Below are 13,608 nucleotides of genomic sequence, written 5' to 3' on the forward strand. Positions count from 1 at the left end.
CTATTCTTCCTCGCTTTCAGGTGAAACAATTAATTTTGGATCGATCAGTGTAAACTCTTGTTCTCTCAATCCCTCAGCAATGGGCACAATGGCTTGATTGGTCCATTCACGGTCATGCATCAAAATGTTTGCGCCGTTATAAAGCAGTTCTGTATTCATCGTGATATCCAATAAGGCATCGGCATCTTGATAGTCCGGTTGAAAGTCATAGCCGAACGTCCAGTTCATTAAGGTCATATCTTCGTCAGCCACTAATTGTCTAGAAACATCGGTATTAGCCCCATGAGGTGCTCGGAAAAAGCGTGGTTTTTCACCAATGACTTCTTCGATCAATGCATTGGTTTCTAAAATTTCAGCTTTTTGTTCTTCAGTTGAGATAGTTTGTAAATTAGGGTGAGTCTGAGTATGGTTCCCAATCTCAAAACCTAAATCATGAATTTCTTTTAATGCTTCTTTTCCTTCATCTGATTCTATGTACATCCCATTTACAAAGAATATAGCAGGAGCATCAATTTCTTTTAATTTGTGGGCCATTTCTACACTGTATTTATCAGGGGCATCATCAATAGTCAATAAAGCGATCTTTTCTTCAGAGGTTTCATCCTCGATTGGTTCAATAGCATAATTTGAGGGGTTCACTTGATATTGATACGCTACAGCTGTTTCTTCAGCGGCTTCATCGTTAGATTCCTCTGATTCAGTACTAGACTCAGTTTGACTTTCCTCAGTTGTGGATTCGGATTCAACAATAGAAGAGGAAGACTCTTCAGTCGTTTCTTCCGTAGTTCCGGTGGCACATCCTGCTAGAAGTACCGTACTAAATAAAGCAAGTGCCGTGATTCTTTTTTTCATAAAATCATCCTCCTATTTATTATTTTCAAGGGACTCTAATGCAGCAGCAGCTTCAGTACGTGAAGTTTGTAATTGAGCTAAGTTGCTGTCTAATTGAATGAAAAGATCATTTGTTGCGGTATGTTGTTCATTAAGCTGCTCGATCCCTGTCTGAAGCGTTTCATATGTAGCATCTTCTTCAACGAGAGATTGGAAATAACTTTCTTGTTCCGTCAATGTGGCGCCATATAGTTCTGTAAACTGGTCTAGTGAACCGTTTAAAGTAGTTAATGCGTCTGTAACGTTGGTAATTTCTTCTGAAGGCAAATCTTCGCTATCTAAATCCGCCAACTCATCAGATTGTCCCTTAAGATTTTCAGCAGCCTCTTTTAAGCTGTCTAGATCTGTTTGGCGTGTTTCAATGTTTTCAAAGACTGCCGCGGATCCGTCTTTTAAAGTACTTAACTCTGCATCCTCCGCTAAAGTTGTTTCAAATTCAGCTTGCAAGTCCGCTTCTTGTGAAGCAATGGCATTCAATTTTTCAATAAGGGTATTTTCTACCGTTTCAATTTCTGTGGTCACATCTACAGCTTGTGCAACCCCTGTATCACAACCAGTAAGAACGGTACTTAATCCAAGGAAACTTACGGCACCTATTATCTTTTTCATGTTTTAACTCCCTTTTTACTTGTCCTGTATGTTCACAAAAAATGAACATAATGTAATTATAACAAAACCGTTCCCATTACCCAATGAAAAAGCCTGTTTTTTAACTATTTGTACTATTTACTACTAAATAAATGGATTCACCTCCACAGTCTTTTAAAAATAAACCTGTTGCTTAACTGAAGAATCATGTAAAATAGGAATGTGTTATGATTAGAGGATAAAGTGAGGTTTAGAAATGTTTATTTATTATATCATTGCAGCCGTAATGGTCGGAGTAGACCAATGGACAAAATATTTAACTGTAGCAAATATTGATTTATACGAAACAATCGAATTTATACCTGGTTTATTATCTTGGACCTATATTCAAAATGATGGAGCGGCTTGGAGTATCTTAGAAGGCCAAATGTGGTTCTTTTATATCATTACTGCAGTTGTACTTGTAGTATTAGTGTACAATATGCAGAAATATGGAAAAGGAGACCGTTTGTTTTCTTGGTCGTTAACCTTTATTCTGGCCGGTACGATTGGAAATTTTATTGACCGTTTAAGACTGCAATACGTTGTGGATATGGTCAAATTAGAATTCATTGATTTCCCCATCTTCAACCTAGCAGACAGCTTGCTGTCAGTCGGTGTCGTCTTACTAGTCATTTACGTATTTGCAGACGAAAGAAAAGAGAAAAAGAAAAACAAACAGGTGAAATAAGAAGGAGTTTGAATGCATGACAAATGAATACGAAGTAATCATTAAAGAACAAAAGGGAAGAATCGATAAAGTATTGGCAGAGATGATTCCCAACAAAACACGTTCTGCTATCCAATTATGGATTAAAGAGGGCTATGTATTAGTGAATGACGAACCGGTCAAGACCAACTATAAAGTCCAATCAGGGGATGAAGTTAAAATCACAGAACCTGAACTGCAAGAGTTGGACGTAGTCGCACAAAATCTCCCTTTAGAGATCGTGTACCAAGATGAAGATGTGGTTGTCATCAATAAAGAGCAAGGAATGGTCGTTCACCCATCAGCTGGACATCCTGATGGAACACTAGTAAATGCCTTGCTGTATCATATCAAAGATTTATCTGGTATCAATGGCAAGATTCGTCCAGGAATCGTCCATCGCATTGATAAAGACACTTCAGGATTGCTGATGGTCGCTAAAAATGACGTAGCGCACGAAAAATTAGCCGCTCAATTGAAAGATAAAACCAGTATTCGTGAATACGTAGCCTTAGTTCATGGTGTTATCCCGCATGAAAAAGGAACGATTGATGCTCCTCTGGGACGTTCAAAAATCGATCGGAAAAAACAAGATATCGTAGATGGCGGAAGACCAGCTGTGACTCATTTTAGAGTATTGGAACGGTTTAAAGACTTTACATTAGTTTCATTGCAACTCGAAACAGGTCGTACGCACCAAATTCGTGTACACATGAAATACATTGGTTATCCGCTTGCTGGAGATCCAATCTATGGACCCAGAAAAACGTTAGAAGGAAAAGGTCAGTTTCTACACGCTAAAAAATTAGGTTTCAAACACCCTAAAACAGATGAAATGATGGTATTCGAATCTGAATTGCCAGAATTGTTCAAAGAGACACTAGACAAATTACGCAACGTATCAGAATAATCTCCGAAACGAATCGTTGAAGAGTTATTTGATGACAGAATGGAGGAAAAGAATGAGCATTCATTCAGAAGTTGAAGTGGTAGACGAAGCAGCTATGAGACGTGCTTTGACCCGTATTTCTTATGAAATTATTGAACGCAACAAAGGTATCGATAATCTGGTTTTAGTCGGCATCAAAACAAGAGGGATCTTTGTGGCTCAACGGGTCGCTGATAAGTTGAAACAACTGGAAGGCGTCGATGTACCTGTTGGAGAGTTGGATATTTCATTGTACCGTGATGACGTTCATACAAGCAGAGACACCGATCCTGAAGTGAAAGGTTCTTCTATGCCGGTTTCGATTGAAGGCAAACAAGTGATTTTAGTGGATGATGTTCTGTATACAGGCCGAACAGTCAGAGCTGCTTTGGATGCTTTAATGGATCTAGGACGTCCAAAAAAGATCTTATTAGCTGTACTGATCGATAGAGGCCACAGAGAATTACCGATTCGTGCAGATTTTGTTGGAAAAAACATTCCTACCTCTCTAGATGAGCAAATTAAAGTTGCTGTAGAAGAAGTAGACGGTAAAGATCAGGTGTTGATCCAAAAACTCAACGCATAAGAATAGTTCACCGTGCAAAAATGCTGCACTTCCTTAAAAAGCAACGACCCCCAAATCTTAGAGGAACATCTAAGGTTTGGGGGTCGTTTGTTTATGGAAAAGTAGTCAAAGAATGCATCTAAGACCGCTAATGGAACATTTGTATCATACTTTTAGCTGATTGACCAACTCTTCATCGGGTGTGACGAATATCGTTTGTTGACCTTCATAAATCACAAAACCAGGTTTGGCACCATTTGGTTTGCGTATTTTTTTCACTTCTACATAATCGACAGGCACGGAAGCCGATAATCTGGATTTGGAAAAATAGGCCGCAATATTGGCCGCTTCCAATAAAGTTGTTTCAGAAGGAGCGCTGTCTTGGATAATCACGTGCGAGCCAGGGATATCTTTAGTGTGCAGCCATATTTCTGATTTACGAGCGGTTTTTAGCGTTAGCTGATCATTTTGCAAATTATTTTTCCCTACTAAAATCGTTGTGCCGTCAGAAGATTGGTATTGATCTGGTTTACTGGTTTTGAGTTTTTTCTGTTTCTTTTTCGTTTTTTTCTTCAAATAGCCTTCTTGGATCAATTCTTCTTTGATTTCAGTAACATCTTTAGGGGTAGCCAATTCCAATTGAGTCATGATGGAATCTAAATAATCGATTTCTTCACGAGTCTGTTTCATTTGCTCATTGACATAGATAATGGCATTTTTTAATTTTTGGTATTTCGAAAAGTATTTTTGTGCATTTTGAGACGGTGTTTTTCTTGGGTCTAATAGAATGGTTATAGGGTTATTATCATCATAAAAATTTTGTAATTCAATAGATTCTTGGCCTTTTGTCAGTTCATGCAAATAGGCTGTTAAAATTTCCCCTTTCACACGATAGTCATCGGCGTGTTCTGTTTCATCTAATGTCCGCTGTAGTTTAGTCAATTTTTTCTTGTTCCGTGATAGTTCCGTTTGCAGGACGTGGAATAAGTTAGCTGCTTGCTGCTTGACACGATCTTTTTCAGCTTTATTCCGGTAAATGTCATCCAACAATTGGCTTAATGAAGTATAAGTGGTTTGTACGCCATCTAGTGAGACATATGGAACAGGTGTGAATGTTTCTTTATTATTGACTTGAGTTTTTGTAGGTTCGATATTTTTTTCTTGGATACGACTGAAAAAAGTTTGAAAAACATGCGGCAACTGAATTTCATCTTCTTCACTACGTTGCAGTAATTCGTTTACAGTATCCGATCCTAACCCTTGGAAACTGGCTTGCAGTTTTTTCCCTGAAGGAAGATCGCTCTCAGTTTGAATAATTTCCAATACTTGATCTTTGGATACGGTAAAAGGATTTATTTTATCTTGATGAGGTGGCGTTTTATAGGTTGCCCCCGGCATAATTAGACGATAAGAGTTTTGACTGCTGGGTATATGTTTAATGCTGTCTAAAATACGCATCGTGTCTTGTTCGATCAAGAAAATATTGCTGTGGCGACCCATTAATTCTACTACCAGCATGACATTTTGGATATCTCCGATTTCGTCGCGACTTTTAAACAAGAATCTAATGATTCGGTCATTTTCAACTTGTTCTATATTTTCAAGAATTGCTCCTTCTAAATGTTTGCGCATCATCATACAAAATTGTGGAGGAGAATCAGGGTTCTCGTAAGGTATATCTGTTACTTGGATACGAGCGTAACTCGAATGAGCAGAAAGCAATACTTTTTGATTCTTTCCATTTGCTCTCATCACAAGAATGATTTCGTTTTGATAAGGCTGATGTATTTTTGAAACTCTGCCATTGGCAAGAAGATCTGCCAATTCATCGACCATTGCATGGGTAAAGACACCATCAAATGACATATGTGTATCCCTTCTTTCATTGCTATTCATATACTTGTACTCAACACAGTACATTAGTTGCCTATTGGTCATTATAGCATTTTTTACTTGCCAAAAGTAGCAGAGTAGTTTTAGTCTTTCAAAAAACAAGAGAGAATACTTGAAATCTGTTTTATTTATTGTGTAAAATAGATACTGTTGCAAATATAGAAGAGGTGTTAAACATGGAATGGAGTTACAGTGGAGAAGCAGGGCCAGAATTTTGGAGCGGTTTATGCCCTGATTTTCAAACAGCGGAAGCAGAAACAACCTGGCAATCTCCAATACCACTATCGCAAACTGCTGCAAAAAAAATGGTTGCGAGCGATGAAGAATTGATCTTTATTGGAGATCCAAAGAAATTTAAAACAGACTTTTTTAATCATACGATCCATTTATCTCCAGCAGCGGATCAAGAGACAGCCAGTGTCGAGTTTAGACAAACACGTTATGTGCTGGAAGATATCCATGCTCATTTACCCAGTGAACATGTGATTGACGAAAAGTCGTTTGATTTAGAAGTACATTTTGTCCATCGTTCGGCTGACGATGAAGTGTTAGCGGTCGGAGTGATGGGTAAATCTCGTAATGAAGACATTCAAGAGTATTTATTAAATGGTTTTGAGGAATTGTTGACCGAGGAAGAATTAAAACAGCACCATATTTTAGAATTGGATTTGGAGCAATTAAAGCCAAAAAACAGATCCTTTTTTTATTACTCGGGCTCGTTGACCACACCTCCGACTGTAGGACCAGTGCAGTGGATCGTGATGAAAAATGCTGTTTCTTTACCCCTGGAGCTCATACAGGCTTTCAAAACAACCATTGGAAAAACCAATCGACCATTACAAGCTGTTCATGATCGCGAAATTACACTGTATGAATCCTAAGGACATCCGCAAAATGCTTAAAAGCTCCTAGGATAGTTAAATTTGAACCAGCTTTTTAACTAGCTTATGTTTTATGGAGCAGATTAGGCTTGACAGACTTTAATGGAAAGCGTACTATGATTCTAATATCTTTTATACGAAAAGGAGACTCCTTATGGACCAACTGCATTCTATTCAACAGCTACAATTACATATGGATTGGCAAAGCCGCAATAGATAGGTTGGTTTATGAAGAATTTCATAGATGCAACCTTCAGGAAACTGAACTTGTATCTATGTTGGTTTATTTGAGTCTACAATCAAAATCAGACCGCATAGAATACTACTTATTCTATGCGGTTTTTGTTTGTAAAGAACAGTTACCGCGTTTACGCGAGGTAACTGTTCTTTTTTTTATGAAATGGGAGAGGAACTAGTTATGAAGAAAAAAGAAACTAAACGATGGCATACCTAGTAGAAAAAATAACTCAGCAATATTTCAAGGAGGAATAGGAATATGAAAAAAATGATTGGTTTTATCGCTATTTTAACCATTATACTCACGGTTGCTTTTTTCTCGGATACCGATACAACAGCTCAACCATCCGAAAATGAATTACCGGTTGTAGGTGTTTTACAATTAACGAGTCACCCTGCATTAGACTTAATTTATGAAGGTATTGTTGACGCCTTGAACGAAGCAGGTTATGTAGATGGAGAAACAATGATACTGGATTTCCAAAATGCTCAAGGTGACCAAAGTAACCTCAATTCAATGAGTACACGTTTTGTCAGTAGAGATGCGGACGTGATGGTAGGCATCGCTACTCCATCTGCACAATCTTTAGCAAATGCTTCTTCTCAGATTCCGATCGTTTTAGGAGCTGTTACAGACCCTGAAGCCTCTAATTTAGTGGCCAGTAATGAAGAACCTGGCGGCAACATCACCGGAGTGAGTGATGAAACACCGATTCAAGAACAATTCGAACTGATTCAAGAAATTTTACCTGAGGCAAAGAGTATTGGAATCCTTTATTCTTCCAGTGAAGACAATTCGATCGTTCAGGGGGAAAAAGCCGCTGAAATTGCGAAAGAAATGGGATTTGAAACAATTACTATGACGGTTTCATCCACGAATGATGTGTCCCAGATTGGTTCAGCACTGGCTTCTCAAGTAGATGCTATCTGGGTGCCAACAGACAATACTGTTGCCAGCGCGATGAACACCTTAGTCGAAGCAGCAGATGCTGAAGGAATCCCTATTATTCCAGCAGTGGATACAATGGTGGAACAAGGCGGATTAGCGACAGTTGGCTTGAATCAATATGAATTAGGAAAACTGACTGGAGAAATGACTGCTGCTATTTTAGATGGAAAAATAGATCCAGCAACGACACCGATTCAATATTTGGAACAAGGAGATATTTTTGTCAATCCTGAAAAAGCAGAAGAGTTGGGCATTATCTTACCGCAACAAATGATGGAACAAGCAACAATCATTGATTAACAGGAGAAATGAGGGAGAATAGAGATGGATTTAATCGTTACTGCGACATCACAAGGTCTTTTATGGGGAACCATGGCTTTAGGAATCTTTATCACGTATCGGATATTAAATTTACCGGATATGACAGCAGAGGGCTCTTTTCCGTTAGGAGCAGCAGTTACTACACAATTGATCATTAATGGTATGAATCCTTTTTTAGCAACAGCTATTAGTTTTGTATCAGGAATGTTAGCAGGAGCCATTACCGGAATTTTAATCACCAAAGGAAAAGTTCCAGGTTTATTGGCCGGTATTTTGACGATGACAGGATTGTATTCAATTAATTTACGCATCATGAATCGTGCCAACCTCAGTTTGTTGGGGGAATCTCGTGTAACTGATATCTTCCAGTCAGTCGAATTGCCGAATCAATTCGATTCGATCTTTCTAGGTTTGATTATCGTCGCTGTAGTCATTTTAGTGTTGGCTCTTTTCTTTAAAACTGAACTGGGGCAAGCTGTTATCGCCACAGGGGACAATGAGAAAATGGCACGCGCCATGGGAATCATTACAAACCGGACGAAGATTTTAGGATTGATGTTGTCAAATGGTATTATAGCGATGTCAGGGGGACTAGTAGCCCAAGATAATGGTTATGCAGATATCAGCATGGGTATCGGAGTAATTGTTATCGGTCTGGCTGCCGTTATTATAGGGGAAGTGGTCTTCGGGAACTTATCTTTCGTCAACCGATTGATTTGTGTGATTCTAGGAGCGATCATTTACCGATTGATTATTCTTTTAGTCATTCTGCTTGGCTTGAATCCAAATGATCTGAAATTGATATCAGCCATTTTATTGGCAATTTGCCTAGCTTTACCAAGTCTGAGAAATGCTTTGCACTTGAATTTCTTCACTAGAAAGGAGCGGATGGACTAATGAAACCTGCATCTGTATTGTCCTTACAACATATCTCAAAAACGTTTCAACGAGGAACAGCCAATGAAAATCCAGTCTTAAAAGATCTTTCATTAGAAGTTGAAAATGGAGACTTTATTACGATCATTGGCGGAAATGGATCTGGAAAATCAACTTTACTCAATAGTATAGCTGGCAATGTACTAGTCGATAGTGGACACATTAAAATCAATGAAGAGGATGTCACTAAGTTAAAAGAGGAACGTAGAGCTGGAAGAGTCGGACGAGTCTTCCAAGATCCACTGATGGGAACAGCTCCTCGAATGACAGTTGGAGAAAATTTGGCCATCGCTTTACGCAGAGGTCAAAAAAGAACCTTCAAATTCGGTACCAACGCAAAAGAACAGGCTTACTTCAAATCATTATTGGAACCCTTAAACTTAGGACTTGAAAACCGGTTAAATGCTGAAATGGGGTTATTGTCCGGTGGTCAAAGACAATCGATCACCTTATTGATGGCAACGATGAAACGTCCTGAATTACTGTTGCTGGATGAGCATACAGCAGCTTTAGATCCAAAAACAGCTGAAACTGTACTGGATTTGACTCAGCAATTGGTTGAAAAAAAGCAGTTATCTACACTGATGATCACACACAATATGCAAGATGCCTTAACTTATGGGAATCGAATGATTATGATGAACAGAGGAAAAGTTGTCGTGGATGTGAGTGGAGAAGAAAAATCACGACTAACGGTTCCAGATGTAATGGCACTTTTCCAAAAAGCTACGGCGGGAGCTCAACTATCCAATGAAACGCTATTTAGCTAAGATAAATCAACTGTAAACTTATTTCATTTGGTTATACAACTAATTCATTTATTGTAAAAGGAACTTGGTCAATCGACTAAGTTCTTTTTATCTTGTAAAAAATAGAGACTTTAAAAAAACTTTTTTAAATGGATTTCTCTTTTGATATCCATTGCATTTGCAAGCTTTTTACTATATAGTTGCTACATACAAACATTAGAAGTTGACATATATTATAGGGGGAGCGAGAACAGTGGATTACGAAGTTTCAAGTCACGACTTATTGGTCAAAATGGAAGAGTTCCAAAATCATTACCGTAAATTGTTGAGCACGATATTAGCTGATCATAATGTTACTCAATCAGCATTTACGATCATGAAGACGATTAAAGATGAGCACAAAACATTAAAAGAGTTAACCATTATTACAGCCTTGGATAAATCAACATTAAGCCGCCAAGTCAATACATTGAGTAAAAAAGGTTGGATAGTAAAAGAAGCCGGTACAGACAAACGGTACGCTTATTTATACCTTACGGAAGAAGCTTTGACGTTAACGAATACTTTACTCTTTGAAATTGAACAACAATTAGGGTTCATTTTAAGAGGATGGCCTATTGACGAAAAGCAGCTTTTACTTGTGTTATTGGGTAGAGCAAATCGAAGCATAGCTCATTTTGAAGCACAAAATAAAAAAGAAGCACTGAGGGGATAAAGAATGGATTTTAAAACATTGAATAGTTTATCAAAAGAAGAATTAGTGCAGCTGGTAATAGATCAGTCTGAAGAAACTAAAAGACTGGAAAATCAACTAGATGCGGAAGTAGAAGAAAATCGATTTATTAAAAGTCTGGGTTTTGTAGATGGGTTCCAGAATTATCAATCCTATTTTATTCGTTTTTTTGAAGATGAAAGTGAAGGAACCGCAAAAAAAGGCAGTATATTTTTAGGTTTGTTCAATGACTTTATTCAAGATTATGGGAGAGAGTCGGTCATAGAATTATTGGATCAATACATGGATGACCACATTTAATTTGTCTCAGATCAGTTTGGACTATTTTAATGTAATTGTTTCTCACATCAGGTAAAATAAGGAAGAAAAACACCATTTGGAAAGAAGGGTAATAAAGAAATGAAAAACTCAAACAACAAAGCGTATCGTACGGCTATTTTAGGTATTTTTACAGCCATTATATTATTGCAAAGCTTTGTTCCTTTTCTTGGATATATTCCGATTCCTCCACTGAATCCTACCATTATCCATATTACGGTTATTGTCGCTTCATTGGTTTTAGGTACTAAAGAAGGAATGATCGTTGGAGGGGTTTGGGGCATTATTCGCCTAGTCCGTGCATTTGCGGCACCTCAGACACCATTAGACCCGCTGATTTTTACCAACCCGTTGATCTCAGTGTTGCCACGTATTCTAGTCGGGCTTGTTGCTGGTCTGGTTTTCTATACGTTTAGAAAAAAAACAAAGAATCAAACTTTTGGAATGGCCTTAGCAGCTGTTTTAGCTTCTCTTACGAATACAATCTTGGTACTAGGTTTTATTTATCTTTTTTACAAGGATGATTACGCGACAGCTATTAATGTGGACAGTTCAAATCTGATGTATGTCTTAGGTGGAGTTGTTTTGACAAACGGAATCGCAGAAGCATTAGCTGCAGGTATTTTAGGGCCGATTATTGCCAAACCGTTGTTGAAAATCTCGCCAACTAAGAAAAATAAATCCTTTTAGTCATCTAATAGTAATCATTTCGAAATGATTTGTCATCGACTTCAATGTTATACTAGTTTTTGTGGGAGAGGACATTTTTTTCCTAAACAGTGTGATAGAAATGGAGAGGTATTTACATGAAAGATCCTAAGAAACCAACACGAACGAATAATCGTTCTACAAACAATAAAGAGCAGAGCTTAACTCGAAAGATTACCATTGGTTTAGTGATCATTCTTATTTTGAGTTTGCTGTTCCTTGCATATACTATATTTGGCGGTGGTGGAGAAGAGGATGAAAATTCATTCTTAGATACTTCTAGTGAATCCAGCTCAATGCTTTCTGAAAGCAGCGAAGAAGAAACAAATAGTGAGAACAGTTCAGAAAGTGAGAGCTCACAATCTTCTGAATCAAGTTCTTCAGCATCAGAAAGCAGTGAAGAAGAATCATCAGATTCAGAATCTGAAGAACCGGATGACGAAGCAGCTTCTGGAGATTGGGATCCGGTTGGGACAGAACAATCTGGAGAACACACAACCAATTACTCTGAAGGTTCGCAAGACCGTATTGAAATCAAACGTGCTTCCTCTGTTGCCACAGGTATCAGTGAGGGCGACATGATTGAATGGTGGGTAGGAAATGCTGGAGATCAACAGGTCGAAACAGTTATTTCCAATAATGCTCAAACGGAAACGTACCAAGTTCTTTTACGTTGGGTAGACAATCAAGGATGGCAACCGGTTCAAGTAGAACCCTTAGCGGATAATCCATACAACTAAATTAGTCATAGCAAATAACCCCTCAGTTTGGAGTATAAACTTCATCTGAGGGTTTATTTTTATCCTTCCCACAAGACTGACAGCAAAATCTGAGAGGTTCTTCCTGTGCTGATAAATGCTTGATTTCTTCCGATTAAAACCACAGTGTGATAAACTTGTTCTAAACAATCCAATTACAAACGTAAAAAATAGAGTTGCTTGGAGGCTGGAAAAATGAAAAAGCAAACTGATTTTAGTGTAGTGGAAGAAATACTCCACAAAACAAAAGAAGAAGTCGCCAATATGCATCCGATCAACATCCTTTTAGCAGGAAAGACCGGAGTTGGAAAAAGTACGTTGATCAACAACGTCTTTAGAGAACGCCTAGCTGCTACAGGAGTTGGAAAACCGGTAACTCAACATTTGAGAAGAATTTCCAAAGAACATATTCCTATCGTATTGTATGATACCAAAGGACTCGAACTCAAAGAAGAGACTCAGCAGACAGTCAAAAAAGAGATCTTTGATACGATCAAAAAAAGGAAAGAGTTGGGCGTTAAAGAAGCGATCCATGTAGCTTATTACTGCATCAATGCCAATTCTTCAAGGATTGAACAAATGGAGATCGACATGATTCGAGAACTAAGTGCTCATGTGCCTGTTATTATTGTTCTGACACAATCTATGGGAGAACCTGCAAAAGAGTTCAAATCATATATTGAAAACCTGAATTTGAACGTAGTCAGTGTGATCAATGTGATGGCTGAAGACTTTCGCATCACAGATGAATTGTCCATTCCTGCTTTCGGGCTAAATGAATTGATTCAAACGACTTTTGAAATCATACCGGAAGAAACTAAGGAAGCTTTTAATAATGCCCAGCAAGTTGACATTGCGTTGAAAGCCAAGTCAGCTCGCAATTGGGCAGTGAAGTATATTGTTTCGTCATTCGGTATCGGCTTTGTACCTATTCCTTTTTCAGATGCCTCTTTACTCGTTCCGATGCAAATAGGATTGCTGGCTCATATCACAGCTATATTTGGTATTTCCATGGATAAAGCCACGATCACTAGTTTAGTTGCTGCAATTGGCGGAACAGGCGGCGCTACATTTGCTGGTCGATACATCGTATCCAATATCGTCAAATTCATTCCTGGTGCAGGAACGATTGCTGGTGGAATCATCAGCGGGACCACAGCTTCAATGATGACTACTGCTCTAGCTATGAGCTATATTGAAGTATTGGCGGTCATCGCTAAAGGGGAAAAAGATGGCAAATATCCAGACTTGAAGAACATTGAAACGTTGATGCGAGAAAAATTTGAAGAACGACTGAAAAAAGGCGGTAAAGAAAAATCCATTGATTCTCTTTCCGACATTCAAACCGAAGATCCTCAACCGAAATCAAAGAAAAAATGGTGGCAACGAAAGAAATAATAGAAGG

The 13,608-nt window shown here is 38.3% G+C and carries 15 protein-coding genes; 12 read left to right on the forward strand and 3 right to left on the reverse strand.

The genetic code is table 11. The features are described 5' to 3' along the window. Both ACEN36_RS03695 and ACEN36_RS03700 read right to left on the reverse strand, forming a co-directional pair. Window positions 1–852 (reverse strand): polysaccharide deacetylase family protein, encoded by an 852-nt coding sequence (locus ACEN36_RS03695; protein ID WP_407102749.1) that lies wholly within the window; start codon window positions 850–852, stop codon window positions 1–3. Window positions 853–864: 12 nt separating this feature from the next. Further along, the gene (locus ACEN36_RS03700) at window positions 865–1,500 is read right to left on the reverse strand and encodes a YkyA family protein (RefSeq protein WP_407097076.1); all 636 of its coding nucleotides are present in this window, start codon (window positions 1,498–1,500) and stop codon (window positions 865–867) included. 235 nt (window positions 1,501–1,735) lie between these two features. On the opposite strand from ACEN36_RS03700, the gene lspA reads away from it, so the two are divergent. The 3 genes from lspA to pyrR are packed head-to-tail and all read left to right on the forward strand — an operon-like array spanning window position 1,736 to window position 3,741. Continuing rightward, complete coding sequence (gene lspA, locus ACEN36_RS03705) at window positions 1,736–2,209, forward strand: signal peptidase II (RefSeq protein WP_407097077.1); 474 nt, start codon at window positions 1,736–1,738, stop codon at window positions 2,207–2,209. Between the two features lie 16 nt (window positions 2,210–2,225). Continuing rightward, window positions 2,226–3,137 carry an RluA family pseudouridine synthase gene (locus ACEN36_RS03710; RefSeq protein WP_407125974.1) on the forward strand — a complete coding sequence of 304 codons (912 nt, stop codon included), beginning with the start codon at window positions 2,226–2,228 and terminating at the stop codon, window positions 3,135–3,137. A gap of 52 nt (window positions 3,138–3,189) precedes the next feature. Beyond that, entirely contained in the window at window positions 3,190–3,741 is a 552-nt protein-coding gene (gene pyrR, locus ACEN36_RS03715; RefSeq protein WP_407125975.1) for a bifunctional pyr operon transcriptional regulator/uracil phosphoribosyltransferase PyrR, read from the forward strand. 144 nt (window positions 3,742–3,885) lie between these two features. Here the strand turns inward: pyrR and ACEN36_RS03720 are convergent, their stop codons facing one another. Then, window positions 3,886–5,586, reverse strand: a complete 1,701-nt coding sequence (locus tag ACEN36_RS03720) for an NFACT RNA binding domain-containing protein (RefSeq protein WP_407125977.1) — start codon at window positions 5,584–5,586, stop codon at window positions 3,886–3,888. A 203-nt stretch (window positions 5,587–5,789) separates the two neighbouring features. On the opposite strand from ACEN36_RS03720, the gene ACEN36_RS03725 reads away from it, so the two are divergent. From ACEN36_RS03725 to ACEN36_RS03765, 9 genes are all read left to right on the forward strand, one after another. Further along, on the forward strand, window positions 5,790–6,494 hold the full coding sequence (locus ACEN36_RS03725; protein ID WP_407125978.1) for a carbonic anhydrase family protein: 705 nt from the start codon (window positions 5,790–5,792) through the stop codon (window positions 6,492–6,494). Window positions 6,495–6,990: 496 nt separating this feature from the next. After that, window positions 6,991–7,980, forward strand: coding sequence for a tryptophan ABC transporter substrate-binding protein (gene trpX / locus ACEN36_RS03730; protein WP_407125979.1), 990 nt, complete (start codon window positions 6,991–6,993; stop codon window positions 7,978–7,980). A 24-nt stretch (window positions 7,981–8,004) separates the two neighbouring features. Next, complete coding sequence (locus tag ACEN36_RS03735) at window positions 8,005–8,898, forward strand: ABC transporter permease (RefSeq protein WP_407097083.1); 894 nt, start codon at window positions 8,005–8,007, stop codon at window positions 8,896–8,898. Next, complete coding sequence (locus ACEN36_RS03740; protein ID WP_407125980.1) at window positions 8,898–9,707, forward strand: ABC transporter ATP-binding protein; 810 nt, start codon at window positions 8,898–8,900, stop codon at window positions 9,705–9,707. The genes ACEN36_RS03735 and ACEN36_RS03740 overlap by 1 nt, the downstream gene beginning before the upstream one ends. A 232-nt stretch (window positions 9,708–9,939) precedes the next feature. Continuing rightward, window positions 9,940–10,401 (forward strand): MarR family winged helix-turn-helix transcriptional regulator, encoded by a 462-nt coding sequence (locus tag ACEN36_RS03745; RefSeq protein WP_407097085.1) that lies wholly within the window; start codon window positions 9,940–9,942, stop codon window positions 10,399–10,401. A gap of 3 nt (window positions 10,402–10,404) precedes the next feature. Beyond that, the gene (locus ACEN36_RS03750) at window positions 10,405–10,719 is read left to right on the forward strand and encodes a hypothetical protein (RefSeq protein WP_407097086.1); all 315 of its coding nucleotides are present in this window, start codon (window positions 10,405–10,407) and stop codon (window positions 10,717–10,719) included. A 99-nt stretch (window positions 10,720–10,818) separates the two neighbouring features. After that, the gene (locus tag ACEN36_RS03755; RefSeq protein ID WP_407097087.1) at window positions 10,819–11,427 is read left to right on the forward strand and encodes an ECF transporter S component; all 609 of its coding nucleotides are present in this window, start codon (window positions 10,819–10,821) and stop codon (window positions 11,425–11,427) included. A 116-nt stretch (window positions 11,428–11,543) separates the two neighbouring features. Continuing rightward, window positions 11,544–12,185, forward strand: a complete 642-nt coding sequence (locus tag ACEN36_RS03760; RefSeq protein ID WP_407097088.1) for a YrrS family protein — start codon at window positions 11,544–11,546, stop codon at window positions 12,183–12,185. A 213-nt stretch (window positions 12,186–12,398) separates the two neighbouring features. Beyond that, on the forward strand, window positions 12,399–13,601 hold the full coding sequence (locus tag ACEN36_RS03765) for a YcjF family protein (RefSeq protein WP_407125981.1): 1,203 nt from the start codon (window positions 12,399–12,401) through the stop codon (window positions 13,599–13,601). Window positions 13,602–13,608 lie beyond the last annotated feature (7 nt).

The organism is Desemzia sp. FAM 23989 (assembly GCF_045528345.1).
Taxonomy (GTDB): Bacteria; Bacillota; Bacilli; order Lactobacillales; family Carnobacteriaceae; genus Desemzia.

What these genes read in the sequence shown, in the direction of transcription:
- ACEN36_RS03695 (WP_407102749.1), bottom strand. Translation starts at nt 852, where the DNA reads ATGAAAAAAAGAATCACGGCACTTGCTTTATTTAGTACGGTACTTCTA.
- ACEN36_RS03700 (WP_407097076.1), bottom strand. Translation starts at nt 1,500, where the DNA reads ATGAAAAAGATAATAGGTGCCGTAAGTTTCCTTGGATTAAGTACCGTT.
- lspA (WP_407097077.1), top strand. Translation starts at nt 1,736, where the DNA reads ATGTTTATTTATTATATCATTGCAGCCGTAATGGTCGGAGTAGACCAA.
- ACEN36_RS03710 (WP_407125974.1), top strand. Translation starts at nt 2,226, where the DNA reads ATGACAAATGAATACGAAGTAATCATTAAAGAACAAAAGGGAAGAATC.
- pyrR (WP_407125975.1), top strand. Translation starts at nt 3,190, where the DNA reads ATGAGCATTCATTCAGAAGTTGAAGTGGTAGACGAAGCAGCTATGAGA.
- ACEN36_RS03720 (WP_407125977.1), bottom strand. Translation starts at nt 5,586, where the DNA reads ATGTCATTTGATGGTGTCTTTACCCATGCAATGGTCGATGAATTGGCA.
- ACEN36_RS03725 (WP_407125978.1), top strand. Translation starts at nt 5,790, where the DNA reads ATGGAATGGAGTTACAGTGGAGAAGCAGGGCCAGAATTTTGGAGCGGT.
- trpX (WP_407125979.1), top strand. Translation starts at nt 6,991, where the DNA reads ATGAAAAAAATGATTGGTTTTATCGCTATTTTAACCATTATACTCACG.
- ACEN36_RS03735 (WP_407097083.1), top strand. Translation starts at nt 8,005, where the DNA reads ATGGATTTAATCGTTACTGCGACATCACAAGGTCTTTTATGGGGAACC.
- ACEN36_RS03740 (WP_407125980.1), top strand. Translation starts at nt 8,898, where the DNA reads ATGAAACCTGCATCTGTATTGTCCTTACAACATATCTCAAAAACGTTT.
- ACEN36_RS03750 (WP_407097086.1), top strand. Translation starts at nt 10,405, where the DNA reads ATGGATTTTAAAACATTGAATAGTTTATCAAAAGAAGAATTAGTGCAG.
- ACEN36_RS03755 (WP_407097087.1), top strand. Translation starts at nt 10,819, where the DNA reads ATGAAAAACTCAAACAACAAAGCGTATCGTACGGCTATTTTAGGTATT.
- ACEN36_RS03760 (WP_407097088.1), top strand. Translation starts at nt 11,544, where the DNA reads ATGAAAGATCCTAAGAAACCAACACGAACGAATAATCGTTCTACAAAC.
- ACEN36_RS03765 (WP_407125981.1), top strand. Translation starts at nt 12,399, where the DNA reads ATGAAAAAGCAAACTGATTTTAGTGTAGTGGAAGAAATACTCCACAAA.